Annotated in this window: 23 protein-coding genes; 21 read left to right on the top strand and 2 right to left on the bottom strand. The window is 68.0% G+C overall.

The features are described from left to right. Window positions 1-176: 176 nt before the first annotated feature. The 16 genes from rpsH to truA all read left to right on the top strand — a co-directional run bounded on the left by rpsH (window position 177) and on the right by truA (window position 10,530). Complete coding sequence (gene rpsH, locus ACWC24_RS12130; protein ID WP_007384075.1) at window positions 177-575, top strand: 30S ribosomal protein S8; 399 nt, start codon at window positions 177-179, stop codon at window positions 573-575. Window positions 576-599: 24 nt separating this feature from the next. Next, entirely contained in the window at window positions 600-1,139 is a 540-nt protein-coding gene (gene rplF / locus ACWC24_RS12125; RefSeq protein WP_317444886.1) for a 50S ribosomal protein L6, read from the top strand. A 3-nt stretch (window positions 1,140-1,142) separates the two neighbouring features. Next, the gene (gene rplR, locus ACWC24_RS12120; protein WP_152888011.1) at window positions 1,143-1,526 is read left to right on the top strand and encodes a 50S ribosomal protein L18; all 384 of its coding nucleotides are present in this window, start codon (window positions 1,143-1,145) and stop codon (window positions 1,524-1,526) included. Between the two features lie 41 nt (window positions 1,527-1,567). Next, a complete protein-coding gene (gene rpsE / locus ACWC24_RS12115) occupies window positions 1,568-2,173 on the top strand; it encodes a 30S ribosomal protein S5 (protein WP_094054455.1) in 606 nt (201 codons plus the stop codon). Further along, the gene (gene rpmD, locus ACWC24_RS12110; protein ID WP_003974250.1) at window positions 2,173-2,355 is read left to right on the top strand and encodes a 50S ribosomal protein L30; all 183 of its coding nucleotides are present in this window, start codon (window positions 2,173-2,175) and stop codon (window positions 2,353-2,355) included. Before rpsE ends, rpmD begins: the two co-directional genes overlap by 1 nt. Before the next feature lie 2 nt (window positions 2,356-2,357). Next, window positions 2,358-2,813, top strand: a complete 456-nt coding sequence (gene rplO / locus ACWC24_RS12105) for a 50S ribosomal protein L15 (protein ID WP_043381011.1) — start codon at window positions 2,358-2,360, stop codon at window positions 2,811-2,813. Between the two features lie 242 nt (window positions 2,814-3,055). After that, window positions 3,056-4,369 carry a preprotein translocase subunit SecY gene (gene secY, locus ACWC24_RS12100; RefSeq protein ID WP_450662713.1) on the top strand — a complete coding sequence of 438 codons (1,314 nt, stop codon included), beginning with the start codon at window positions 3,056-3,058 and terminating at the stop codon, window positions 4,367-4,369. Beyond that, a complete protein-coding gene (locus tag ACWC24_RS12095; protein WP_450662712.1) occupies window positions 4,369-5,031 on the top strand; it encodes an adenylate kinase in 663 nt (220 codons plus the stop codon). The genes secY and ACWC24_RS12095 overlap by 1 nt, the downstream gene beginning before the upstream one ends. A 219-nt stretch (window positions 5,032-5,250) precedes the next feature. Beyond that, a complete protein-coding gene (gene map / locus ACWC24_RS12090; protein ID WP_450662711.1) occupies window positions 5,251-6,093 on the top strand; it encodes a type I methionyl aminopeptidase in 843 nt (280 codons plus the stop codon). A gap of 141 nt (window positions 6,094-6,234) precedes the next feature. Further along, window positions 6,235-6,456 carry a translation initiation factor IF-1 gene (infA, locus tag ACWC24_RS12085; protein WP_003948620.1) on the top strand — a complete coding sequence of 74 codons (222 nt, stop codon included), beginning with the start codon at window positions 6,235-6,237 and terminating at the stop codon, window positions 6,454-6,456. A gap of 60 nt (window positions 6,457-6,516) precedes the next feature. Beyond that, window positions 6,517-6,630, top strand: a complete 114-nt coding sequence (gene rpmJ / locus ACWC24_RS12080) for a 50S ribosomal protein L36 (RefSeq protein WP_003998809.1) — start codon at window positions 6,517-6,519, stop codon at window positions 6,628-6,630. A 193-nt stretch (window positions 6,631-6,823) separates the two neighbouring features. Next, window positions 6,824-7,204, top strand: a complete 381-nt coding sequence (gene rpsM, locus ACWC24_RS12075) for a 30S ribosomal protein S13 (protein ID WP_030811707.1) — start codon at window positions 6,824-6,826, stop codon at window positions 7,202-7,204. A 69-nt stretch (window positions 7,205-7,273) separates the two neighbouring features. Beyond that, on the top strand, window positions 7,274-7,678 hold the full coding sequence (gene rpsK, locus ACWC24_RS12070; protein ID WP_003956432.1) for a 30S ribosomal protein S11: 405 nt from the start codon (window positions 7,274-7,276) through the stop codon (window positions 7,676-7,678). Between the two features lie 198 nt (window positions 7,679-7,876). Beyond that, entirely contained in the window at window positions 7,877-8,899 is a 1,023-nt protein-coding gene (locus tag ACWC24_RS12065) for a DNA-directed RNA polymerase subunit alpha (RefSeq protein ID WP_003966937.1), read from the top strand. 163 nt (window positions 8,900-9,062) lie between these two features. After that, on the top strand, window positions 9,063-9,545 hold the full coding sequence (gene rplQ, locus ACWC24_RS12060; protein ID WP_450662710.1) for a 50S ribosomal protein L17: 483 nt from the start codon (window positions 9,063-9,065) through the stop codon (window positions 9,543-9,545). A gap of 127 nt (window positions 9,546-9,672) precedes the next feature. Then, window positions 9,673-10,530, top strand: a complete 858-nt coding sequence (truA, locus tag ACWC24_RS12055; protein WP_450662709.1) for a tRNA pseudouridine(38-40) synthase TruA — start codon at window positions 9,673-9,675, stop codon at window positions 10,528-10,530. Between the two features lie 139 nt (window positions 10,531-10,669). Here the strand turns inward: truA and ACWC24_RS12050 are convergent, their stop codons facing one another. Further along, a complete protein-coding gene (locus ACWC24_RS12050; RefSeq protein ID WP_450662708.1) occupies window positions 10,670-11,551 on the bottom strand; it encodes a hypothetical protein in 882 nt (293 codons plus the stop codon). A gap of 468 nt (window positions 11,552-12,019) precedes the next feature. Here ACWC24_RS12050 and rplM point away from each other — a divergent pair, with 468 nt between their 5' ends. The 3 genes from rplM (at window position 12,020) to glmM (ending at window position 14,606) form a co-directional block, all read left to right on the top strand. Further along, entirely contained in the window at window positions 12,020-12,463 is a 444-nt protein-coding gene (rplM, locus tag ACWC24_RS12045) for a 50S ribosomal protein L13 (protein WP_351143408.1), read from the top strand. 42 nt (window positions 12,464-12,505) lie between these two features. Next, on the top strand, window positions 12,506-13,027 hold the full coding sequence (rpsI, locus tag ACWC24_RS12040) for a 30S ribosomal protein S9 (RefSeq protein WP_162468604.1): 522 nt from the start codon (window positions 12,506-12,508) through the stop codon (window positions 13,025-13,027). A 220-nt stretch (window positions 13,028-13,247) separates the two neighbouring features. After that, window positions 13,248-14,606 (top strand): phosphoglucosamine mutase, encoded by a 1,359-nt coding sequence (gene glmM, locus ACWC24_RS12035; protein WP_450662707.1) that lies wholly within the window; start codon window positions 13,248-13,250, stop codon window positions 14,604-14,606. A gap of 74 nt (window positions 14,607-14,680) precedes the next feature. Here glmM and coaA read toward each other — a convergent pair whose 3' ends face one another. Continuing rightward, the gene (gene coaA / locus ACWC24_RS12030; RefSeq protein ID WP_152888062.1) at window positions 14,681-15,649 is read right to left on the bottom strand and encodes a type I pantothenate kinase; all 969 of its coding nucleotides are present in this window, start codon (window positions 15,647-15,649) and stop codon (window positions 14,681-14,683) included. 335 nt (window positions 15,650-15,984) lie between these two features. On the opposite strand from coaA, the gene glmS reads away from it, so the two are divergent. Together glmS and ACWC24_RS12020 are read left to right on the top strand one after the other, a co-directional pair. Further along, a complete protein-coding gene (gene glmS, locus ACWC24_RS12025) occupies window positions 15,985-17,832 on the top strand; it encodes a glutamine--fructose-6-phosphate transaminase (isomerizing) (RefSeq protein WP_450662706.1) in 1,848 nt (615 codons plus the stop codon). Window positions 17,833-18,045: 213 nt separating this feature from the next. Further along, window positions 18,046-19,206: a hypothetical protein gene (locus ACWC24_RS12020; protein WP_450662705.1), complete on the top strand. Its 1,161-nt coding sequence runs from the start codon at window positions 18,046-18,048 to the stop codon at window positions 19,204-19,206. Window positions 19,207-19,226 lie beyond the last annotated feature (20 nt).

The raw sequence follows: 19,226 nt of genomic DNA, 5'->3' as shown, positions 1-19,226 counted from the left end.
ATGGCTTAGGCTTGGAGGGTTGGGCGCCTGACTGTCGCCCGTACGCACGCGGACAGCTGTCCGCTGAATGATGCTTACTACGCCGTAGGTCCACCGCGCCGCACCCGTCCCGTCCCGGATCGGGGAGAGGGATGGCGCACCAGGAAACCCCGGCGAGAGAGGCCGAAGGCCAATTCATGACCATGACTGATCCGATCGCAGACATGCTTACGCGTCTGCGGAACGCGAACTCGGCATACCACGACTCCGTGACGATGCCGGCATCGAAGATCAAGTCTCACATCGCGGAGATCCTCCAGCAGGAGGGCTTCATCACGGGCTGGAAGGTCGAGGACGCCGAGGTCGGCAAGAACCTCGTCCTGGAGCTGAAGTTCGGCCCCAACCGTGAGCGCTCCATCGCGGGCATCAAGCGGATTTCCAAGCCCGGTCTCCGGGTTTACGCGAAGTCCACCAACCTGCCGAAGGTGCTCGGCGGCCTCGGCGTGGCGATCATCTCCACGTCTCACGGTCTCCTCACCGACAAGCAGGCCGGCAAGAAGGGCGTGGGTGGGGAAGTCCTCGCCTACGTCTGGTAGCGGAAGGGAACGGAGGAAACAGCTATGTCGCGTATTGGCAAGCTCCCCATCACGGTTCCCGCCGGCGTGGACGTCACCATCGATGGCCGCACGGTCTCGGTCAAGGGCCCCAAGGGCTCGCTGACCCACACCGTCGTCGCGCCGATCGACATCGTCAAGGGTGAGGACGGCGTGCTCAACGTCACCCGTCCGAACGACGAGCGTCAGAACAAGGCCCTGCACGGCCTGTCCCGCACGCTGGTGGCGAACATGATCACCGGCGTGACCCAGGGTTACGTGAAGAAGCTCGAGATCAGCGGTGTCGGTTACCGCGTCACGGCCAAGGGTTCGAACCTCGAGTTCGCGCTCGGCTACAGCCACCCGATCACCGTCGAGGCGCCCGAGGGAATCACCTTCAAGGTGGAGACCCCGACCCGCTTCCAGGTCGAGGGCATCGACAAGCAGAAGGTCGGCGAGGTTGCGGCCAACATCCGCAAGCTGCGCAAGCCCGACCCGTACAAGGCCAAGGGCGTCAAGTACGAGGGCGAAGTCATCCGCCGCAAGGTCGGAAAGGCGGGTAAGTAAGCCATGGCATACGGACAGAAGATCCTGAAGGGCGACGCCTACAAGCGCGCCGCGATCAAGCGCCGTCACATCCGGATCCGCAAGCGGATCGGTGGCACGGCCGAGCGTCCCCGCCTGGTCGTTACCCGCTCCAACCGCCACATCGTGGCCCAGGTGATCGACGACCTCAAGGGTCACACCCTTGCGTCGGCGTCCACCCTGGACACCTCGATCCGCGGTGGCGAGGGTGACAAGTCGGCCCAGGCCAAGCAGGTCGGCGCGCTCGTCGCCGAGCGTGCCAAGGCCGCGGGCGTCGAGGCTGTCGTATTCGACCGTGGTGGCAACCAGTACGCCGGGCGCATCGCCGCCCTGGCGGACGCCGCCCGCGAAGCCGGTCTGAAGTTCTGAGCCGGTTCCGTAGCTAGCGGAAACAGAGAGAGGTAATTCCAATGGCTGGACCCCAGCGCCGTGGAAGCGGTGCCGGTGGCGGCGAGCGGCGGGACCGGAAGGGCCGTGACGGCGGCGCAGCTGCCGCCGAGAAGACCGCTTACGTCGAGCGTGTCGTCGCGATCAACCGCGTCGCCAAGGTTGTGAAGGGTGGTCGTCGCTTCAGCTTCACCGCGCTGGTCGTGGTGGGCGACGGTGACGGCACCGTGGGTGTCGGTTACGGCAAGGCCAAGGAGGTGCCGGCCGCCATCGCCAAGGGTGTTGAGGAGGCCAAGAAGCACTTCTTCAAGGTCCCCCGTATCCAGGGCACCATCCCGCACCCGATCCAGGGTGAGAAGGCTGCCGGCGTCGTGCTGCTCAAGCCCGCGTCCCCCGGTACCGGTGTTATCGCCGGTGGCCCGGTGCGTGCCGTGCTCGAGTGCGCCGGTATCCACGACGTGCTGTCGAAGTCGCTCGGCTCCGACAACGCGATCAACATCGTGCACGCGACCGTGGCGGCCCTGAAGGGCCTGCAGCGTCCCGAGGAGATCGCGGCCCGCCGTGGTCTGCCCCTCGAGGACGTCGCTCCCGCGGCCCTTCTCCGTGCGCGTGCCGGGGCTGGTGTCTGATGGCACAGCTCAAGATCACGCAGGTGAAGTCGTACATCGGCAGCAAGCAGAACCACCGTGACACCCTGCGTTCCCTTGGTCTCAAGGGCATCAACACGCAGGTCGTCAAGGAGGACCGCCCCGAGTTCCGCGGCATGGTGCACACCGTCCGCCACCTCGTGACGGTCGAGGAGGTCGACTGATCATGGGTGAGCAGAACCCGCTCAAGATCCACAACCTTCGTCCCGCCCCGGGCGCCAAGACCGCCAAGACCCGTGTCGGTCGTGGTGAGGCGTCGAAGGGTAAGACGGCCGGTCGTGGTACCAAGGGTACGAAGGCCCGTTACCAGGTTCCGGAGCGCTTCGAGGGTGGCCAGATGCCCCTCCACATGCGTCTTCCGAAGCTGAAGGGCTTCAAGAACCCGTTCAAGACCGAGTTCCAGGTCGTGAACCTCGACAAGCTGGCCGCGCTCTACCCCGAGGGTGGCGAGGTCACCGTCGAGGGTCTGGTGGCCAAGGGTGCCGTTCGCAAGAACAGCCTCGTCAAGGTCCTCGGCCAGGGCGAGATCTCCGTGGCGCTGCAGGTGACGGTCGACGCCGTCTCCGGCTCCGCCAAGGAGAAGATCACCGCTGCCGGCGGCACCGTCACCGAGCTCGTCTGACCCACTCGGGCGTCTCGATGACTTGAACGATCCCGACCGGGGATACCCCACAAATGGGGTATCCCCGGTTGGTCGTTCCAAGGGGGGTAGTGTCGCCGGTAAGGTGGCCTGCACTGCCCACTTTCCTGGGTGCTCCACATGGGGCACTCTGAGCGGCAGATGACCGTTCTCTAGTCGTCATTCCATCGGAATCTCAAGACCGTCACCCTTGACGCAGTTGCGCGGGGGTCGCAGGAGGCACCGTGCTCACCGCGTTCGCCCGGGCGTTCAGGACGCCCGACCTGCGCAAGAAGCTGCTCTTCACGCTCGCGATCATTGTGGTCTACCGGGTCGGTACCCACATCCCCATCCCGGGCGTCGACTACAAGTCCGTTCAGCAGTGCGTGGACGAGGCATCCGGCAACCAGGGCCTCTTCGGTCTGGTCAACATGTTCAGCGGCGGCGCGCTGCTCCAGATCACGATCTTCGCCCTCGGCATCATGCCGTACATCACGGCGAGCATCATTCTCCAGCTGCTGACCGTGGTGATCCCGCGTCTGGAGGCCCTCAAGAAGGAGGGCCAGTCCGGCACGGCGAAGATCACGCAGTACACCCGCTACCTGACGGTGGCTCTCGCCGTCCTCCAGGGCACCGGCCTGGTGGCCACCGCACGCAGCGGCGCCCTGTTCTCCGGCTGCACGGTCGCGTCGAGCATCGTCCCGGACCGCGCGATCTTCTCCACCGTCACGATGGTCATCTGCATGACCGCCGGTACGTGCGTCGTCATGTGGCTGGGCGAGCTGATCACCGACCGCGGTATCGGCAACGGCATGTCGATCCTGATGTTCATCTCGATCGCCGCGACCTTCCCGTCCGCACTGTGGGCCATCAAGAAGCAGGGCACCCTGGCCGACGGCTGGATCGAGTTCAGCACCGTCATCCTGGTCGGTCTGGTCATGGTCGGCCTGGTGGTCTTCGTCGAGCAGGCTCAGCGCCGTATCCCCGTCCAGTACGCGAAGCGCATGATCGGCCGCCGTTCCTACGGCGGTACGTCGACCTACATCCCGCTGAAGGTCAACCAGGCGGGTGTGATCCCGGTCATCTTCGCTTCCTCGCTGCTCTACATTCCGGCACTCGTGGCGCAGTTCGCCGGGGGCAATTCCGGCTGGAAGACCTGGATCGAGCAGAACCTGACCAAGGGTGACCACCCGATTTACATCAGCATGTACTTCTTGCTGATCGTTTTCTTCGCGTTCTTCTACGTGGCGATCTCCTTCAACCCCGAGGAAGTCGCCGACAACATGAAGAAGTATGGTGGCTTCATCCCGGGCATCCGGGCTGGCCGACCGACCGCTGAGTACCTGAGCTACGTACTCAACCGGATCACCTGGCCGGGTTCGCTGTACTTGGGCCTGATTGCTCTCGTCCCGACGATGGCGTTGGTTGGCTTCGGGGCAAGCCAGAACTTCCCGTTCGGCGGTACCAGCATCCTCATCATCGTGGGTGTCGGTCTGGAGACGGTGAAGCAGATCGAGAGCCAGCTCCAGCAGCGCAATTACGAAGGGTTCCTCCGCTGATGCGAATCGTCCTCGTCGGGCCGCCGGGCGCCGGTAAGGGAACGCAGGCAACGCTGCTCGCCGCGAAACTGGGCGTGCCCCACATCTCCACGGGCGACCTGTTCCGCGCCAACATCAGCCAGCAGACGGAGCTCGGGAAACTCGCGAAGTCCTACATGGACGCCGGCAATCTCGTCCCCGACGAGGTGACCATCGGCATGGCCAAGGACCGCATGGAGCAGCCCGACGCCGAGAACGGCTTCCTGCTGGACGGTTTCCCGCGCAACGTCTCGCAGGCCGAGGCGCTGGACGAGGTCCTCAACACCGAGGGCATCAAGCTGGACGCGGTACTCGACCTCGAAGTACCCGAGGCCGAGGTCGTGAAGCGGATCGCCGGCCGGCGCGTCTGCCGCAACAAGTCCGAGCACGTCTTCCACGTGGAGTACAAGCCCTCCGCCAAGGAAGGCGTCTGCGACGTCTGCGGTGGCGAGCTGTACCAGCGTGACGACGACTCCGAGGACACCGTCCGCAAGCGGCTCGAGGTCTACCACACGCAGACCGAGCCGATCATCGACTACTACAAGGCGCAGGGACTGGTCGTCACGATCTCGTCGCTGGGCCCGGTGGAAGAGATCACCAAGCGGGCGCTCGAGGCGCTCAAGCGCGAGGACGCCGACAAGTAGGCGTGCCCACGTCGCCGCAGCCGCGGTTCCCTGAGGAAGGGGACCGCGGCTGCTGTGTGGGGGGTGTGAGCACCCCCACGTATCGTGGAAACCATCGCGGCCGGCGATCGGCAGCCCGGCCCCGCCGCCCGCAGTCCCCAGCCGCAGTCCGTGGTCCGCAGCCCTGAGCGGCGATGCGCGGTCCCTCCGGTCCGGAAGCCAAGAAAGGCCGTAGCCCCCATGGCGCAGGTACAGATCAAGACGCCCGAGCAGATCGCCAGGATGCGTGCGGCGGGACTGGTCGTCGCCGCGATCCACGCGGCCACGCGCGAGGCGGCCGTGCCCGGGGCGACCACCAAGGACCTGGACGAGGTCGCGCGCAAGGTGCTCGCGGAGCACGGCGCCAAGTCGAACTTCCTCGGCTACGGCGGGTTCCCCGCGACCATCTGCACCTCCGTGAACGACGTCGTCGTTCACGGCATCCCGTCCGATGACGTCGTCCTCAAGGACGGCGACATCATCTCGATCGACTGCGGCGCGATCGTCGACGGCTGGCACGGAGACGCCGCCTTCACCGCCTTCGTGGGCTCCGGTCACGCCCCGGAACTGATCGAGCTCTCCCGGGTGACCGAGGAGTCGATGTGGGCGGGCATCGCCGCCATGAAGCTCGGCAACCGGCTCGTCGACATCTCCCGTGCCGTCGAGACGTACATCCGCCGCCAGCCGAAGCCCGGCGGCGGCCGGTACGGGATCATCGAGGACTACGGCGGCCACGGCATCGGCACCGAGATGCACATGGACCCGCACCTGCTGAACTACGTCGACCGCCGCCGCGGCAAGGGTCCCAAGCTGGTGCCCGGCTTCTGCCTGGCCATCGAGCCGATGGTCTCCCTGGGCACCCCGAGGACGGAGGTCCTGGAGGACGACTGGACCGTCATCACCACGGACGGCACCTGGTCCTCCCACTGGGAGCACTCCGTCGCGCTGACGGAGGAGGGCCCACTGGTCCTGACGGCCGTCGACGGCGGCCGGGCCAAGCTCGCGGAGCACGGGGTCACGGCTGCGCCGGACCCCCTTGCATGACGATCTCCCCCATGGGGCAGACTTCCTCGATTCGTGTTTCCGGGTGCGCTGACGTAGACTGACTCGTCGGCTCTCGTGCACCCGCATGCCTGCATGCGCTCGTACGGAGTCGATCAAGGTAGTCGATTCGAAGGGCGAAGCGTGGCCAAGAAGCAAGGTGCCATCGAGATCGAGGGCACTGTCGTCGAGTCTCTTCCGAACGCTATGTTCAAGGTCGAGCTCCAGAACGGCCACCAGGTCCTGGCACACATCAGCGGCAAGATGCGTATGCACTACATCCGCATCCTCCCTGACGACCGGGTCGTGGTGGAGCTGTCTCCGTACGACCTGACGCGTGGCCGGATCGTCTACCGCTACAAGTAGATCTTGCCCAGGTTCCGCGCGAGCGGGACTGCCGGCAACTGACCCGGAGAACCTCACCCCATGAAGGTCAAGCCGAGCGTCAAGAAGATCTGCGACAAGTGCAGGGTGATCCGCCGTCACGGTCGGGTCATGGTCATCTGCGAGAACCCGCGCCACAAGCAGCGCCAGGGCTGACGCACGACCGAACCCTCTGCACCCGCAGAGATTCGCGCGACGCAAGCTGAACATGTTCATACGCAGCACCCAGTCCTGGGCATCCCGGGTCTGACACCCCCGGCTCGGAGGCCGGGGACCCAGTTCGTACCTCGTACGGCGGCTGGGAACCGGTTCTGCGGAAGACCTCCGAAGATTCAACTGGAGCCATTGAATGGCACGCGTTTCCGGTGTCGACATCCCGCGCGAAAAGCGTGTGGAGGTCGCCCTCACCTACGTGTTCGGCATCGGCCGGACCCTCTCGCAGGAGACGCTGGCTGCGACCGGCGTCGACCCGAACACCCGCGTTCGCGACCTCTCCGAGGAGCAGCTCGTCGCGATCCGCGAGTACGTCGACAACAACATCAAGACCGAGGGTGACCTCCGTCGCGAGATCCAGGCCGACATCCGCCGCAAGGTCGAGATCGGCTGCTACCAGGGTCTGCGGCACCGCCGCGGTCTGCCCGTCCGCGGTCAGCGCACCAGCACCAACGCCCGCACCCGCAAGGGCCCGCGTCGCGCCATCGCCGGCAAGAAGAAGCCGGGCAAGAAGTAGTCCACAGCGGACAACGCTTCATCAGCGGTCTTCGCTGTAGGACCGACCACCTCCCCGTAGGAGTTACAGATGCCCCCCAAGGGTCGTCAGGGCGCTGCCAAGAAGGTGCGCCGCAAGGAAAAGAAGAACGTCGCTCACGGGCACGCCCACATCAAGAGCACGTTCAACAACACGATCGTCTCGATCACGGACCCGTCCGGCAACGTGATCTCCTGGGCCTCCGCCGGCCACGTCGGCTTCAAGGGCTCGCGCAAGTCGACCCCGTTCGCCGCGCAGATGGCCGCCGAGTCGGCCGCGCGTCGCGCGCAGGAGCACGGCATGCGCAAGGTCGACGTCTTCGTCAAGGGTCCCGGCTCCGGCCGTGAGACCGCGATCCGCTCCCTCCAGGCCACCGGCCTCGAGGTCGGCTCGATCCAGGACGTCACCCCCACCCCGCACAACGGCTGCCGTCCGCCGAAGCGCCGCCGCGTTTGATCGGGTGCGGCGGCCCGCTCCGCAGCAGCGGGGCTGATCACCGCCGCTTCCGGCACACGGCCGGTTCGGGTTGAGGATTTCGGGCGGTACGGCTCTTCGGGGCTGTATCGCCCGTACCCTTGCACATACCACCATCGGGCCACCGCCCGGTGTCTCAGGGCATCAAATAGTGGGTGCCCCTGACTGAAGGAACGCAACATGCTGATCGCTCAGCGTCCCTCGTTGACCGAAGAGGTCGTCGACGAGTTCCGCTCCCGGTTCGTGATCGAGCCGCTGGAGCCGGGCTTCGGCTACACCCTCGGCAACTCCCTGCGCCGCACCCTCCTGTCGTCGATCCCCGGCGCTGCTGTCACCAGCATCCGCATCGACGGTGTCCTGCACGAGTTCACCACCGTGCCGGGCGTCAAGGAGGACGTCACCGACCTGATCCTCAACATCAAGCAGCTGGTCGTCTCCTCGGAGCACGACGAGCCGGTCGTGATGTACCTGCGCAAGCAGGGCCCGGGTCTGGTCACCGCCGCCGACATCGCGCCCCCGGCCGGTGTCGAGGTGCACAACCCCGACCTCGTCCTCGCCACGCTCAACGGCAAGGGCAAGCTGGAGATGGAGCTGACCGTCGAGCGCGGTCGCGGTTACGTCTCCGCCGTTCAGAACAAGCAGGTCGGTCAGGAGATCGGGCGCATCCCGGTCGACTCGATCTACTCGCCGGTGCTGAAGGTCACGTACAAGGTCGAGGCGACCCGTGTCGAGCAGCGCACCGACTTCGACAAGCTGATCGTCGACGTCGAGACCAAGCAGGCCATGCGTCCCCGTGACGCCATGGCGTCGGCCGGCAAGACCCTGGTCGAGCTGTTCGGTCTGGCCCGCGAGCTCAACATCGACGCCGAGGGCATCGACATGGGCCCGTCCCCCACGGACGCCGCCCTGGCCGCCGACCTCGCGCTGCCGATCGAGGAGCTCGAGCTCACGGTCCGCTCGTACAACTGCCTCAAGCGTGAGGGCATCCACTCCGTGGGTGAGCTCGTCGCCCGCTCCGAGGCCGACCTCCTGGACATCCGCAACTTCGGTGCGAAGTCCATCGACGAGGTCAAGGCGAAGCTGGCCGGCATGGGCCTGGCCCTCAAGGACAGCCCGCCCGGATTCGACCCGACCGCTGCCGCGGACGCCTTCGGCGCCGACGACGACGCGGACGCGGGCTTCGTGGAGACCGAGCAGTACTGATCGCTCCGCGAGGAGAGGCAGTACTGCGCCTGCGGACCGGCTGTGGCTGGTCGCGCAGTTCCCCGCGCCCCTTTGGGGCGCGGGGTCTCCGACAGGCGACCGCCTGCTCGGATACTGACCTCGGTACCTGATACGGCCGGGGCAGACTCACAGGAGAAGAACCATGCCGAAGCCCACCAAGGGTGCCCGTCTGGGCGGCAGCGCCGCGCACGAGAAGCTGCTCCTCGCGAACCTCGCGAAGTCGCTGTTCGAGCACGGCCGCATCACGACCACCGAGGCGAAGGCCCGCCGTCTGCGGCCGTACGCCGAGCGTCTGGTCACCAAGGCGAAGAAGGGCGACCTTCACAACCGCCGTCAGGTGCTCCAGGTCATCACGGACAAGAGCGTCGTGCACACGCTCTTCACCGAGATCGGCCCGCGCTACGAGAACCGCCCGGGTGGCTACACCCGTATCACCAAGATCGGTAACCGTCGTGGCGACAACGCGCCCATGGCTGTCATCGAGCTGGTGGAGGCCCTGACCGTGGCCCAGCAGGCCACCGGTGAGGCCGAGGCGGCCACCAAGCGTGCCGTCAAGGAGACCGAGGCCGCCAAGGTCGAGGAGACCAAGGCCGACGAGGTCGTCGAGGAGTCGAAGGAGGCGTAAGGCCGTCCTTCTGCTGCCGCGCCGTCGTGGTCGGTCGCGCAGTTCCCCGCGCCCCTTCCGGGGCGCTCCAGTGGGCCCGTTCCCTTCGGGGGCGGGCCCGCTGTCTTTGTGCTGAGAGGATTCTTGTGTGAGTGACGAAGCGCAGCCCGGACACGTCCGTATCCGCCTCGACCTGTCCTACGACGGCAGCGGCTTCCACGGCTGGGCCAAGCAGGCCGGCGGGAAGCGGACCGTGCAGGGCGAGATCGAGGACGCGCTGCGGACCGTGACCCGGTCGAAGGACACGACGTACGAGCTGACCGTGGCCGGGCGGACCGACGCGGGGGTGCACGCGCGCGGGCAGGTGGCCCATGTGGACCTGCCCGAGGAGCTGTGGGCCGAGCACCGGGAGAAGCTGCTGAAGCGGCTGGCCGGGCGGCTGCCCAAGGACGTACGGGTGTGGACCCTGACCGAGGCTCCGGCCGGTTTCAACGCCCGGTTCTCGGCGGTCTGGCGCCGGTACGCCTATCGCGTCACCGACAACCCCGGCGGGGTGGACCCGCTGCTGCGCGGCCATGTCCTGTGGCACGACTGGCCTCTCGACGTCGACGCCATGAACGAGGCCGCACGGGCGCTGGTGGGGGAGCACGACTTCGCCGCCTACTGCAAGAAGCGGGAGGGTGCCACCACCATCCGCACGCTCCAGGAGCTGAGCCTGGTGCGGGACGCGGAGGGGATCATCACCGCGACCGTCCGCGCCGACGCCTTCTGCCACAACATGGTGCGCTCGTTGATCGGGGCGCTGCTGTTCGTGGGGGACGGACACCGCACCCCGGACTGGCCGGGCAAGGTGCTGGCCGCGGGCGTACGGGATTCGGCCGTGCACGTCGTACGGCCGCACGGGCTGACGCTGGAGGAGGTCGGCTATCCCGCCGACGAGCTGCTGGCCGCCCGCAACAAGGAGGCGCGGAACAAGCGCTCGCTGCCCGGAGCGGGCTGCTGCTGAACCGCTCGCAGGGGCGACCGCCGGGCCTGCTGGTGGGCCGGCCCTCGGACGGACGCCCCCCGCGGGACCGGACGGAGGGGGGCTCGTCCGGTCACCGGTCGGGGGGCTCGTGCGCTCCGGGCGGCGGTGGCGCCGGGGGTCAGCCCGCGGACGCGGCCGACGCCTGGGCCTCGCCGCGCCGGTGGATCTGCTTGAACGCGAACTGGGCGAGGTCGTCACCCGCACGGAAGACCGTGGTGTCCTTCGTGGTGACGTCCTTGCCGGCGGTGAAGCCGGTGATCGTGAAGTAGGCGTAACGGCCGAAGGTGTTCGTGGTGGAGCGGCAGACGGCACCGTTGCAGAAGGCCTTCACGCCCTTGCCGGGCAGCGCCTTGACGATGCTCTTGTTGTCCGCCTGTCCCTTGGCCTTGGTGGCCTGCTCCTCGGTGGTGAAGACGGCCACGCCGACCGTCACCGCGATGTCGTCCTTGGTGTAGGTGATGCGCATCAGGCGGGTGCAGCCGTTGCCGGTGAGGACCTTCGGGAGCGTGCCTTGGGCGGCCGTGGCGCAGCTCTTCGTGTCGTCCGAGGCGGCCTTCTTGTACACGGTCGTGCCGACGGTGAGCTGCGTGCCCGGGAAGAGGATGTCCGGGCCGAGCGGCGCCGTGTCCTTCTTGGCGCTGGCGACGAATTCCTTCGGGTCCAGCGGAGGCGGGGCGGTCGTCGGGTCGAACGACGGCGCCGACGTGCTGCCGCCGTTGGGTATGTCCGCGTTCGAGGGCAGCTGGGAGGCGGCGTTGTTCGCCCCCTGCTTGTCGTTCGCCGACATCATGCCCATGGCGACGGCCGTGCCGATGCCGACCGTGGCCAGCACGCCGCCGACGATGAAGAGGACCCGACGCCGCCGGTGGCGGTTCTCGGAGGCCTCGGCGAGCGCAGCCCAGTCGGGGGACCGGCCGTCGGAGGCGCCGGTCCACGGCTGCTCGGAGTTCGGTTTCCACGGATCCCACTGGGACCGGGGTCCCCCCTGCCCATAGTTCATGGGGCGCATCTTAGACGGGACCCGGGGTATCCCGTTCCGCCTCAACAGGCCCTGCGGTCACTGATGTTGGGGGCGTAAGAAGTCCTATAGGCGACATGTCCGAGTGATCCACTCAAAATTGGGGGGTCGGACCGGCGTGGCGATGACCGTCGTCGCACACGGTCATGCGGTATGCGACCCGACAGGCCCCTGACGGCGTCCTGACGTCGATGCCGGAAGATTTCTCGACGGCGCGCGCGAGGGCTCGGGTCTGCTCGTTTTGACCGACTCGTGGGAGCCCGGTACTCTGATTCTTCGTTGTGTATAGGCTTGCTCATTCTCACGGGAGTGGCCTCTACCTAGGTTCCCTGGAGCAGTTACCAGTGGGCGGCATACGGGCAGCGTTCCCGGCATTGTCGTCCCCAGCTGCACGATCGCTTCAGTGATGCCATGTGTCAGCACCCATCCACTGAAGAAGAAGGCTGCGAAGTGCGTACGTACAGCCCCAAGCCCGGCGATGTGACTCGCCAGTGGCACGTCATTGACGCTCAGGACGTCGTCCTGGGCCGTCTCGCCACCACCGCCGCGTCCCTTCTCCGCGGCAAGCACAAGCCGATCTACGCCCCGCACGTCGACACCGGTGACTTCGTCGTCATCATCAACGCCGACAAGGTGCACCTCTCCGGCAACAAGCGGACCCAGAAGATGGCGTACCGCCACTCGGGCTACCCGGGCGGTCTGCGCTCGGTCCGCTACGACGAGCTGCTCGCCAAGAACCCCGAGAAGGCCATCGAGAAGGCCGTCAAGGGCATGCTCCCCAAGAACACCCTGGGCCGTCAGATGCTCTCGAAGCTGAAGGTCTACTCGGGCGACCAGCACCCCCACGCTGCCCAGCAGCCGGTGCCGTTCGAGATCACCCAGGTCGCGCAGTAGTTCCGGCCACCCCCTAAGACGAAAAGAAATCTGAGGAGAATCGTGGCCGAGACCACTGTTGAGCAGCCGGTCGAAGAGACTGAGCTCGTCGACATCGACAGCTACACCACCGAGTCCGAGGTCCCCCTGGAGGGCGAGTACACCTCGGAGTCGATGGCTTCCCGCTTCGGCGACCCCCAGCCGGCCGCCGGCCTGGGCCGTCGCAAGAACGCCATCGCCCGCGTCCGGATCGTCCCGGGCACCGGCAAGTGGAAGATCAACGGTCGCACCCTTGAGGACTACTTCCCCAACAAGGTGCACCAGCAGGAAGTCAACGAGCCCTTCAAGGTGCTCGAGCTCGAAGGCCGTTACGACGTCATCGCCCGCATCGCGGGTGGCGGTGTCTCCGGTCAGGCCGGCGCCCTGCGCCTCGGCGTGGCCCGCGCCCTGAACGAGGCGGACGTGGACAACAACCGCGGCCCGCTGAAGAAGGCCGGCTTCCTCAAGCGCGACGACCGTGCGGTCGAGCGCAAGAAGGCCGGTCTGAAGAAGGCCCGTAAGGCCCCGCAGTACAGCAAGCGCTAATCTTCAGCTGCCTCTGCACGTACTCCGAACGCCCCGGCGGCACGCCACAGTGCCGCCGGGGCGTTCGTGTATCACAGCCTTCGGGCGTATAACGGCACAAGACGTTCAACGGCTAGTGCTATCGGATGTTCAGGCATCGTATGTCTGTGACGTGGAAGCGCCGCGCGTGAGCCGCACGAGTGCTCGGCTTCCACCCTTGATGATTCCTTCAGGAGGACACGTGGGACGACTCTTCGGCACGGACGGTGTGCGTGGTGTCGCCAACGCCGATCTGACGGCCGAGATGGCACTTGGCCTGTCCGTCGCGGCGGCACACGTGCTGGCCGAGGCGGGTACCTTCGCGGGCCACCGGCCGACGGCGGTGGTCGGACGGGATCCGCGCGCGTCCGGGGAGTTCCTGGAGGCCGCGGTGGTCGCGGGCCTCGCGAGCGCGGGCGTGGACGTGCTGCGGGTCGGCGTGCTGCCGACGCCGGCGGTCGCGTACCTCACCGGCGTGCTCGGCGCCGACCTCGGCGTGATGCTGTCCGCCAGCCACAACGCCATGCCGGACAACGGTGTCAAGTTCTTCGCCCGCGGCGGCCACAAGCTCGCCGACGAGCTGGAGGACCGGATCGAGTCCGTCTACGAGGAGCACCGCACCGGCGCGCCCTGGGAGCGGCCGACCGGAGCGGGCGTCGGCCGGGTCCGGACGTACGACGAAGGGTTCGACCGTTACGTCGCCCACCTCATCGCCGTCCTGCCGAACCGGCTGGACGGGCTGAAGATCGTCCTCGACGAGGCGCACGGTGCCGCCGCCCGGGTCTCGCCCGAGGCGTTCGCCCGCGCCGGCGCCGAGGTCATCACCATCGGTGCCGAGCCGGACGGCCTCAACATCAACGACGGCTGCGGCTCGACCCACCTCGGCCCGCTGAAGGAGGCCGTGCGCACCCACGGCGCGGACTTCGGCATCGCCCACGACGGCGACGCCGACCGCTGCCTCGCGGTGGACCACACCGGCGAGGAGATCGACGGCGACCAGATCCTCGCCGTGCTCGCGCTGGCGATGAGGGAGCGTTCCGCGCTGCGCTCCGACACCGTCGTCGCGACCGTGATGTCCAACCTCGGCTTCAAACTGGCGCTGGAGCGGGAAGGACTGAAGCTCGTCCAGACCGGCGTCGGCGACCGCTACGTCCTGGAGGAGATGAAGGAGCACGGCTACGCCCTCGGCGGCGAGCAGTCCGGGCACGTCATCATCCTCGACCACGCGACGACCGGCGACGGCACGCTGACCGGACTGATGCTGGCCGCCCGGGTCGCGCAGACCGGAAGGTCGCTGCGCGACCTCGCGGGTGTGATGGAGCGGCTGCCGCAGGTGCTCGTCAACGTCCCCGACGTGGACCGCAGCCGGGTCGCGACGTCCGAGGAGCTGTCCGCCGCGGTGGCCGAGGCGGAGCTCGAACTCGGCACCACGGGCCGGGTGCTGCTGCGTCCGTCCGGCACCGAGCCGTTGGTGCGCGTGATGGTCGAGGCGGCGGACATCGACCAGGCGCGGTCGGTGGCCGGCCGGCTGGCCGACGTGGTGAAGTCGGCGCTCGGCTGAGCCGGTTGCCTGCCGAACTCCGCTGAACTCCATGCGCCGTCGGCCCGGAAGGAATTCCTTCCGGGCCGACGGCGTCAGAGTTTGCGCAGGCTCAGCCGCTGCACCTTGTGGTCCGCGCCCTTGCGCACGATCAGGGTCGCCCGGCCCCGGGTGGGGGCCACGTTCTCCACGAGGTTGGGCTTGTTGATGGTGCGCCAGGTGGTGCGCGCGTAGTCGAGGGCCTCTTCCTCGGACACCTGGGTGTACTTGCGGAAGTACGAGGACGGGTTCTGGAAGGCGGTCGCGCGCAGCTTGGTGAACCGGTCGAGGTACCAGCGCTCGATGTCCTCGGTGCGGGCGTCGACGTACACGCTGAAGTCGAAGTAGTCGGCGAGGCCCACCCGGGTGCGGCCGTCCTTGCCGGGCAGTGCGGGCTGCAGGACGTTCAGGCCCTCGACGATCAGGATGTCCGGGCGGCGCACGGTCAGCCGCTTGTCGGGGACGATGTCGTAGATCAGGTGCGAGTAGACGGGGGCCGTCACCTCGTCCTTGCCGGCCTTGATGTCGGCGACGAACCGGGTCAGCGCGCGCCGGTCGTACGACTCCGGGAAGCCTTTGCGGGACATCAGCCCCCGGGCCTGGAGCTCCTTGGTGGGCAGCAGGAAACCGTCCGTGGTCACCAGTTCGACGCGCGGGTGTTCGGGCCATCGGGAGAGCAGCGCCTGGAGCAGTCGTGCGACGGTTGACTTGCCGACCGCGACCGACCCCGCGACGCCTATGACGAACGGGGTGCCGGACTGCGACCCCTGCTCGCCGAGGAAGGTGTTCAGCGCCCCTCGGAGCCCGTCGGTGGCGCCGATGTACAGGTTGAGCAGCCGCGACAGCGGGAGGTAGATGTCGCGCACCTCGTCGAGGTCGATGACATCGCCCAGACCGCGCAGCTTCTCGACCTCCTCGGCGGTGAGGGGCAGCGGCGTCTTCTCACGCAGCGCGCTCCACTCGGCACGGGTGAGATCGACGTAGGGAGTCGCCTCCGGCCTGTGCCGGTGGGCGCTCCTGGGCATCGAGGAGACCGGAGAGATCACAGTCCATTGTTAACGGAGTTTGAACGGGACGGGAGGTGGGGTATGTCACGCTCCGCTGTTGCGCCCTCCGATCCGCGTCGCCTGGCGTCTCGGCCTGCGATACGGCGGCCCGGCGGTCAGCCGGACCGCACCAACGGTTCCAGGCCCTCGGTGACGTGGTGCTCGCCGTAGCCGATGCGGGTTCGGCCATGGACTTTTCGTTCCTCGCCTCGGTCGGTTTCAGTCTGGCGCGGCGTTCGTGCCACCGTAGGAATTTCCGATTTCGGGCACGCTTCGGCTCTTTTCTGCGGACGGCGGAGCTTAGGCTGCCGGGCATGTGCGGAATCGTGGGATACGTGGGGTCTCAGTCGGCGCTCGATGTCGTGATGGCCGGGCTGAAGCGGCTGGAGTACCGGGGATACGACTCGGCGGGTGTCGCCGTGCTCGCGGGCGACGGCCTCGCCGCGGCCAAGCGGGCCGGGAAGCTGGTCAATCTGGAGAAGGAACTGGCCGAGCGGCCGCTGCCGAGCGGTGTGACGGGCATCGGGCACACCCGGTGGGCCACGCACGGCGGCCCGACGGACGCCAACGCCCATCCCCATCTCGACAACGCGGGGCGCGTCGCCGTCGTGCACAACGGGATCATCGAGAACTTCGCCGTGCTGCGCGCGGAGTTGGCCGAGCGCGGGCACGACCTCGTCTCCGAGACCGACACCGAGGTCGTCGCCCATCTGCTCGCCGAGGAGTTCGCCGGCTGCGCCGATCTGGCGGAGGCGATGCGGCTGGTGTGCCGACGGCTGGAGGGCGCGTTCACCCTGGTCGCCGTGCACGCGGACGTGCCGGACGTGGTCGTGGGCGCGCGGCGCAACTCGCCGCTCGTGGTGGGCGTGGGGGAGGGCGAGGCGTTTCTCGCCTCGGACGTGGCCGCGTTCATCGCCCACACGCGGTCGGCGATCGAGCTGGGCCAGGACCAGGTGGTGGAGCTGCGCCGGGAAGGCGTGACCGTGACCGGTTTCGACGGCCTTCCGGCGGAGGTACGTTCCTACCACGTCGACTGGGACGCGTCGGCCGCGGAGAAGGGGGGCTACGACTACTTCATGCTCAAGGAGATCGCCGAGCAGCCCAAGGCGGTCGCCGACACGCTCCTGGGCCGCATCGACGCGTCCGGCTCGCTGACCCTGGACGAGGTGCGGATCTCCCCGCGCGTGCTGCGCGAGATCGACAAGGTCGTCGTCGTCGCGTGCGGTACGGCCTTCCACGCCGGGATGATCGCGAAGTACGCCATCGAGCACTGGACCCGCATCCCCTGCGAGGTGGAGCTGGCCAGCGAGTTCCGTTACCGGGACCCGATCCTGGACTCCCGGTCCCTGGTCATCGCCATCTCCCAGTCCGGCGAGACCATGGACACCCTGATGGCCCTCAGGCACGCCCGCGAGCAGGGCTCCAGGGTGCTGGCCATCTGCAACACCAACGGCTCCACGATCCCGCGCGAGTCCGACGCGGTGCTGTACACCCACGCCGGGCCCGAGGTCGCCGTCGCCTCCACGAAGGCCTTCCTGACCCAGCTCGTCGCCTGCTATCTCGTCGCCCTCTACCTGGGCCAGGTGCGCGGCACCAAGTGGGCCGACGAGATCCGGACCGTCGTGCGCGACCTGGCGAAGATCTCCGGCGACGTCGATCGCGTCCTGGAGACCATGGGGCCGGTCCGGGAGTTGGCGCGCACCCTCGTGGACAAGAAGACGGTGCTGTTCCTCGGGCGGCACGTGGGGTACCCGGTGGCGCTGGAAGGGGCCCTGAAGCTCAAGGAACTCGCCTACATGCACGCCGAGGGCTTCGCCGCGGGCGAGTTGAAGCACGGTCCGATCGCCCTGATCGAGGAGGATCTGCCGGTCGTGGTCGTCGTGCCGTCACCGCGCGGCCGCTCCGTCCTCCACGACAAGATCGTGTCCAACATCCAGGAGATCCGCGCCCGGGGCGCGCGCACGATCGTGATCGCGGAGGAGGGTGACGAGGCGGTGGTGCCGTACGCCGACCATCTGATCCGCATCCCCGCCACGCCGACCCTGCTCCAGCCCCTCGTGGCCACGGTCCCGCTCCAGGTGTTCGCCTGCGAACTGGCCACCGCCCGGGGCAACGAGGTGGACCAGCCGCGCAATCTGGCGAAGTCGGTGACCGTCGAGTGACTCGCCTCTAGTGTTCCGGCGAACGAGGTGAGGGCTCCGGCCGGGGTGGTGGGAACCGCCCCGGCCGGAGCCTTTGTGCCGTGGACGGCGAAGCGACGGGCAGGCGGCGCGGAAGTTCGTGCGGAGCGGGTCAGAAACCGTACAGGTGAGCGAAGTTGCTGTCGTACGCTCTGCCTGCACCGCACAACTACACGAGAGAAAGCGCTGCTTGCCATGGCCGAGAGACCGTCCGAGGAGCCCCGAGCCGAGGATTCCGGGTCGAGTTCCATATCCGACGACGAGTGGGCGAAGTTCGTAGCGGAAAGCGAACGCGGGATACCTGCCTCGGCGCCCAAGGAGCCCTCCGCGCGGGCGCGCATGGTCACCGAACGGCTCCGGCAGCAGGAGGCCCGGGGTGAGCTGCCCGCGGGCTGGCGGACCGGTCCGGCCTGGCAGGAGATGAACGGGCGGGCGGCCCGGCGGCGGCGGTTGTGGGGCTTCCTGGGCATCCCGGTCGCCATCGCCGTGGCGGTGGTGGCGGTGCGGCCCTCGCTGATCCCCGGCGATCCCTTCCACGCCTCGAACCGGGCGGTCGCCGCTCCCTCGCAGCTGCCGCCGGAGACCGCCGCCCCGACCGTGCCTCCGGAGTCGGTGGACCCCGACCTGCCCACGGTGGACCGGCCGTTCGCGGGGTCCCCGGCACTCGCCTGGGCCGACGGCGAGGCCGGCATCGTCCTGCCGGAGGCGAAGCCGGTCGGGTCCTGGTCCAAGGCGCAGGTGGCGCAGGTGCTCCGGCAGACCAAGACGTTCCTGGTCGACGGGAGCCTCTCCCCGGCCACCCTGCGCGGCCACCGTCCCGCCGCCGCGCTCGGGGTGCTCGACCCCAAGCAGCCGGAACTGCTCGACCTGCTGAACACCTCGCTGCTCAAGCCGGACAAGAAGCACGACCCGCTGCTGATGTTCAGCCGGTTCGACCCCGAAGAGGTGCGGGTGGTCGGCCAGGTGGTCAAGACCCGCGGGCGGATGACGTTCGAGGCGGGCGCCGAGGGTTCCGTCGTCGTGCACGCCGACTACAGCTTCGTCTACCCGCTCGCGCACGTCGACAAGTCGAAGACCGAGGTGGCCCGGACCATCGTGCGGCGCGTGCTCGACCTCGAACTCCTCGACCCGGCCCGCTACCGGGTCACCACCGGGAAGGTCAGCGTCAAGAGCTACGACGAGGTGGCGGGCAACTCGGCCTGCGACGTCTACGACGGCTACTTCCACCCCACGTTCCGGACGGACGACGCCCCGGCGGGCGCGACCCCGACCGGGCCGACGACCGATCCGTACGACCGCAGCCGGAGCCTCGACGAGGACCGCACCGAGGGCTGTGGGACGGTGTCCCGCACCTGACGGCGCAACGCGCCTGACGT

The sequence above is a fragment of the Streptomyces sp. NPDC001443 genome (assembly GCF_053597355.1).
This window is presented reverse-complemented; position numbering and strand designations above follow the sequence as displayed.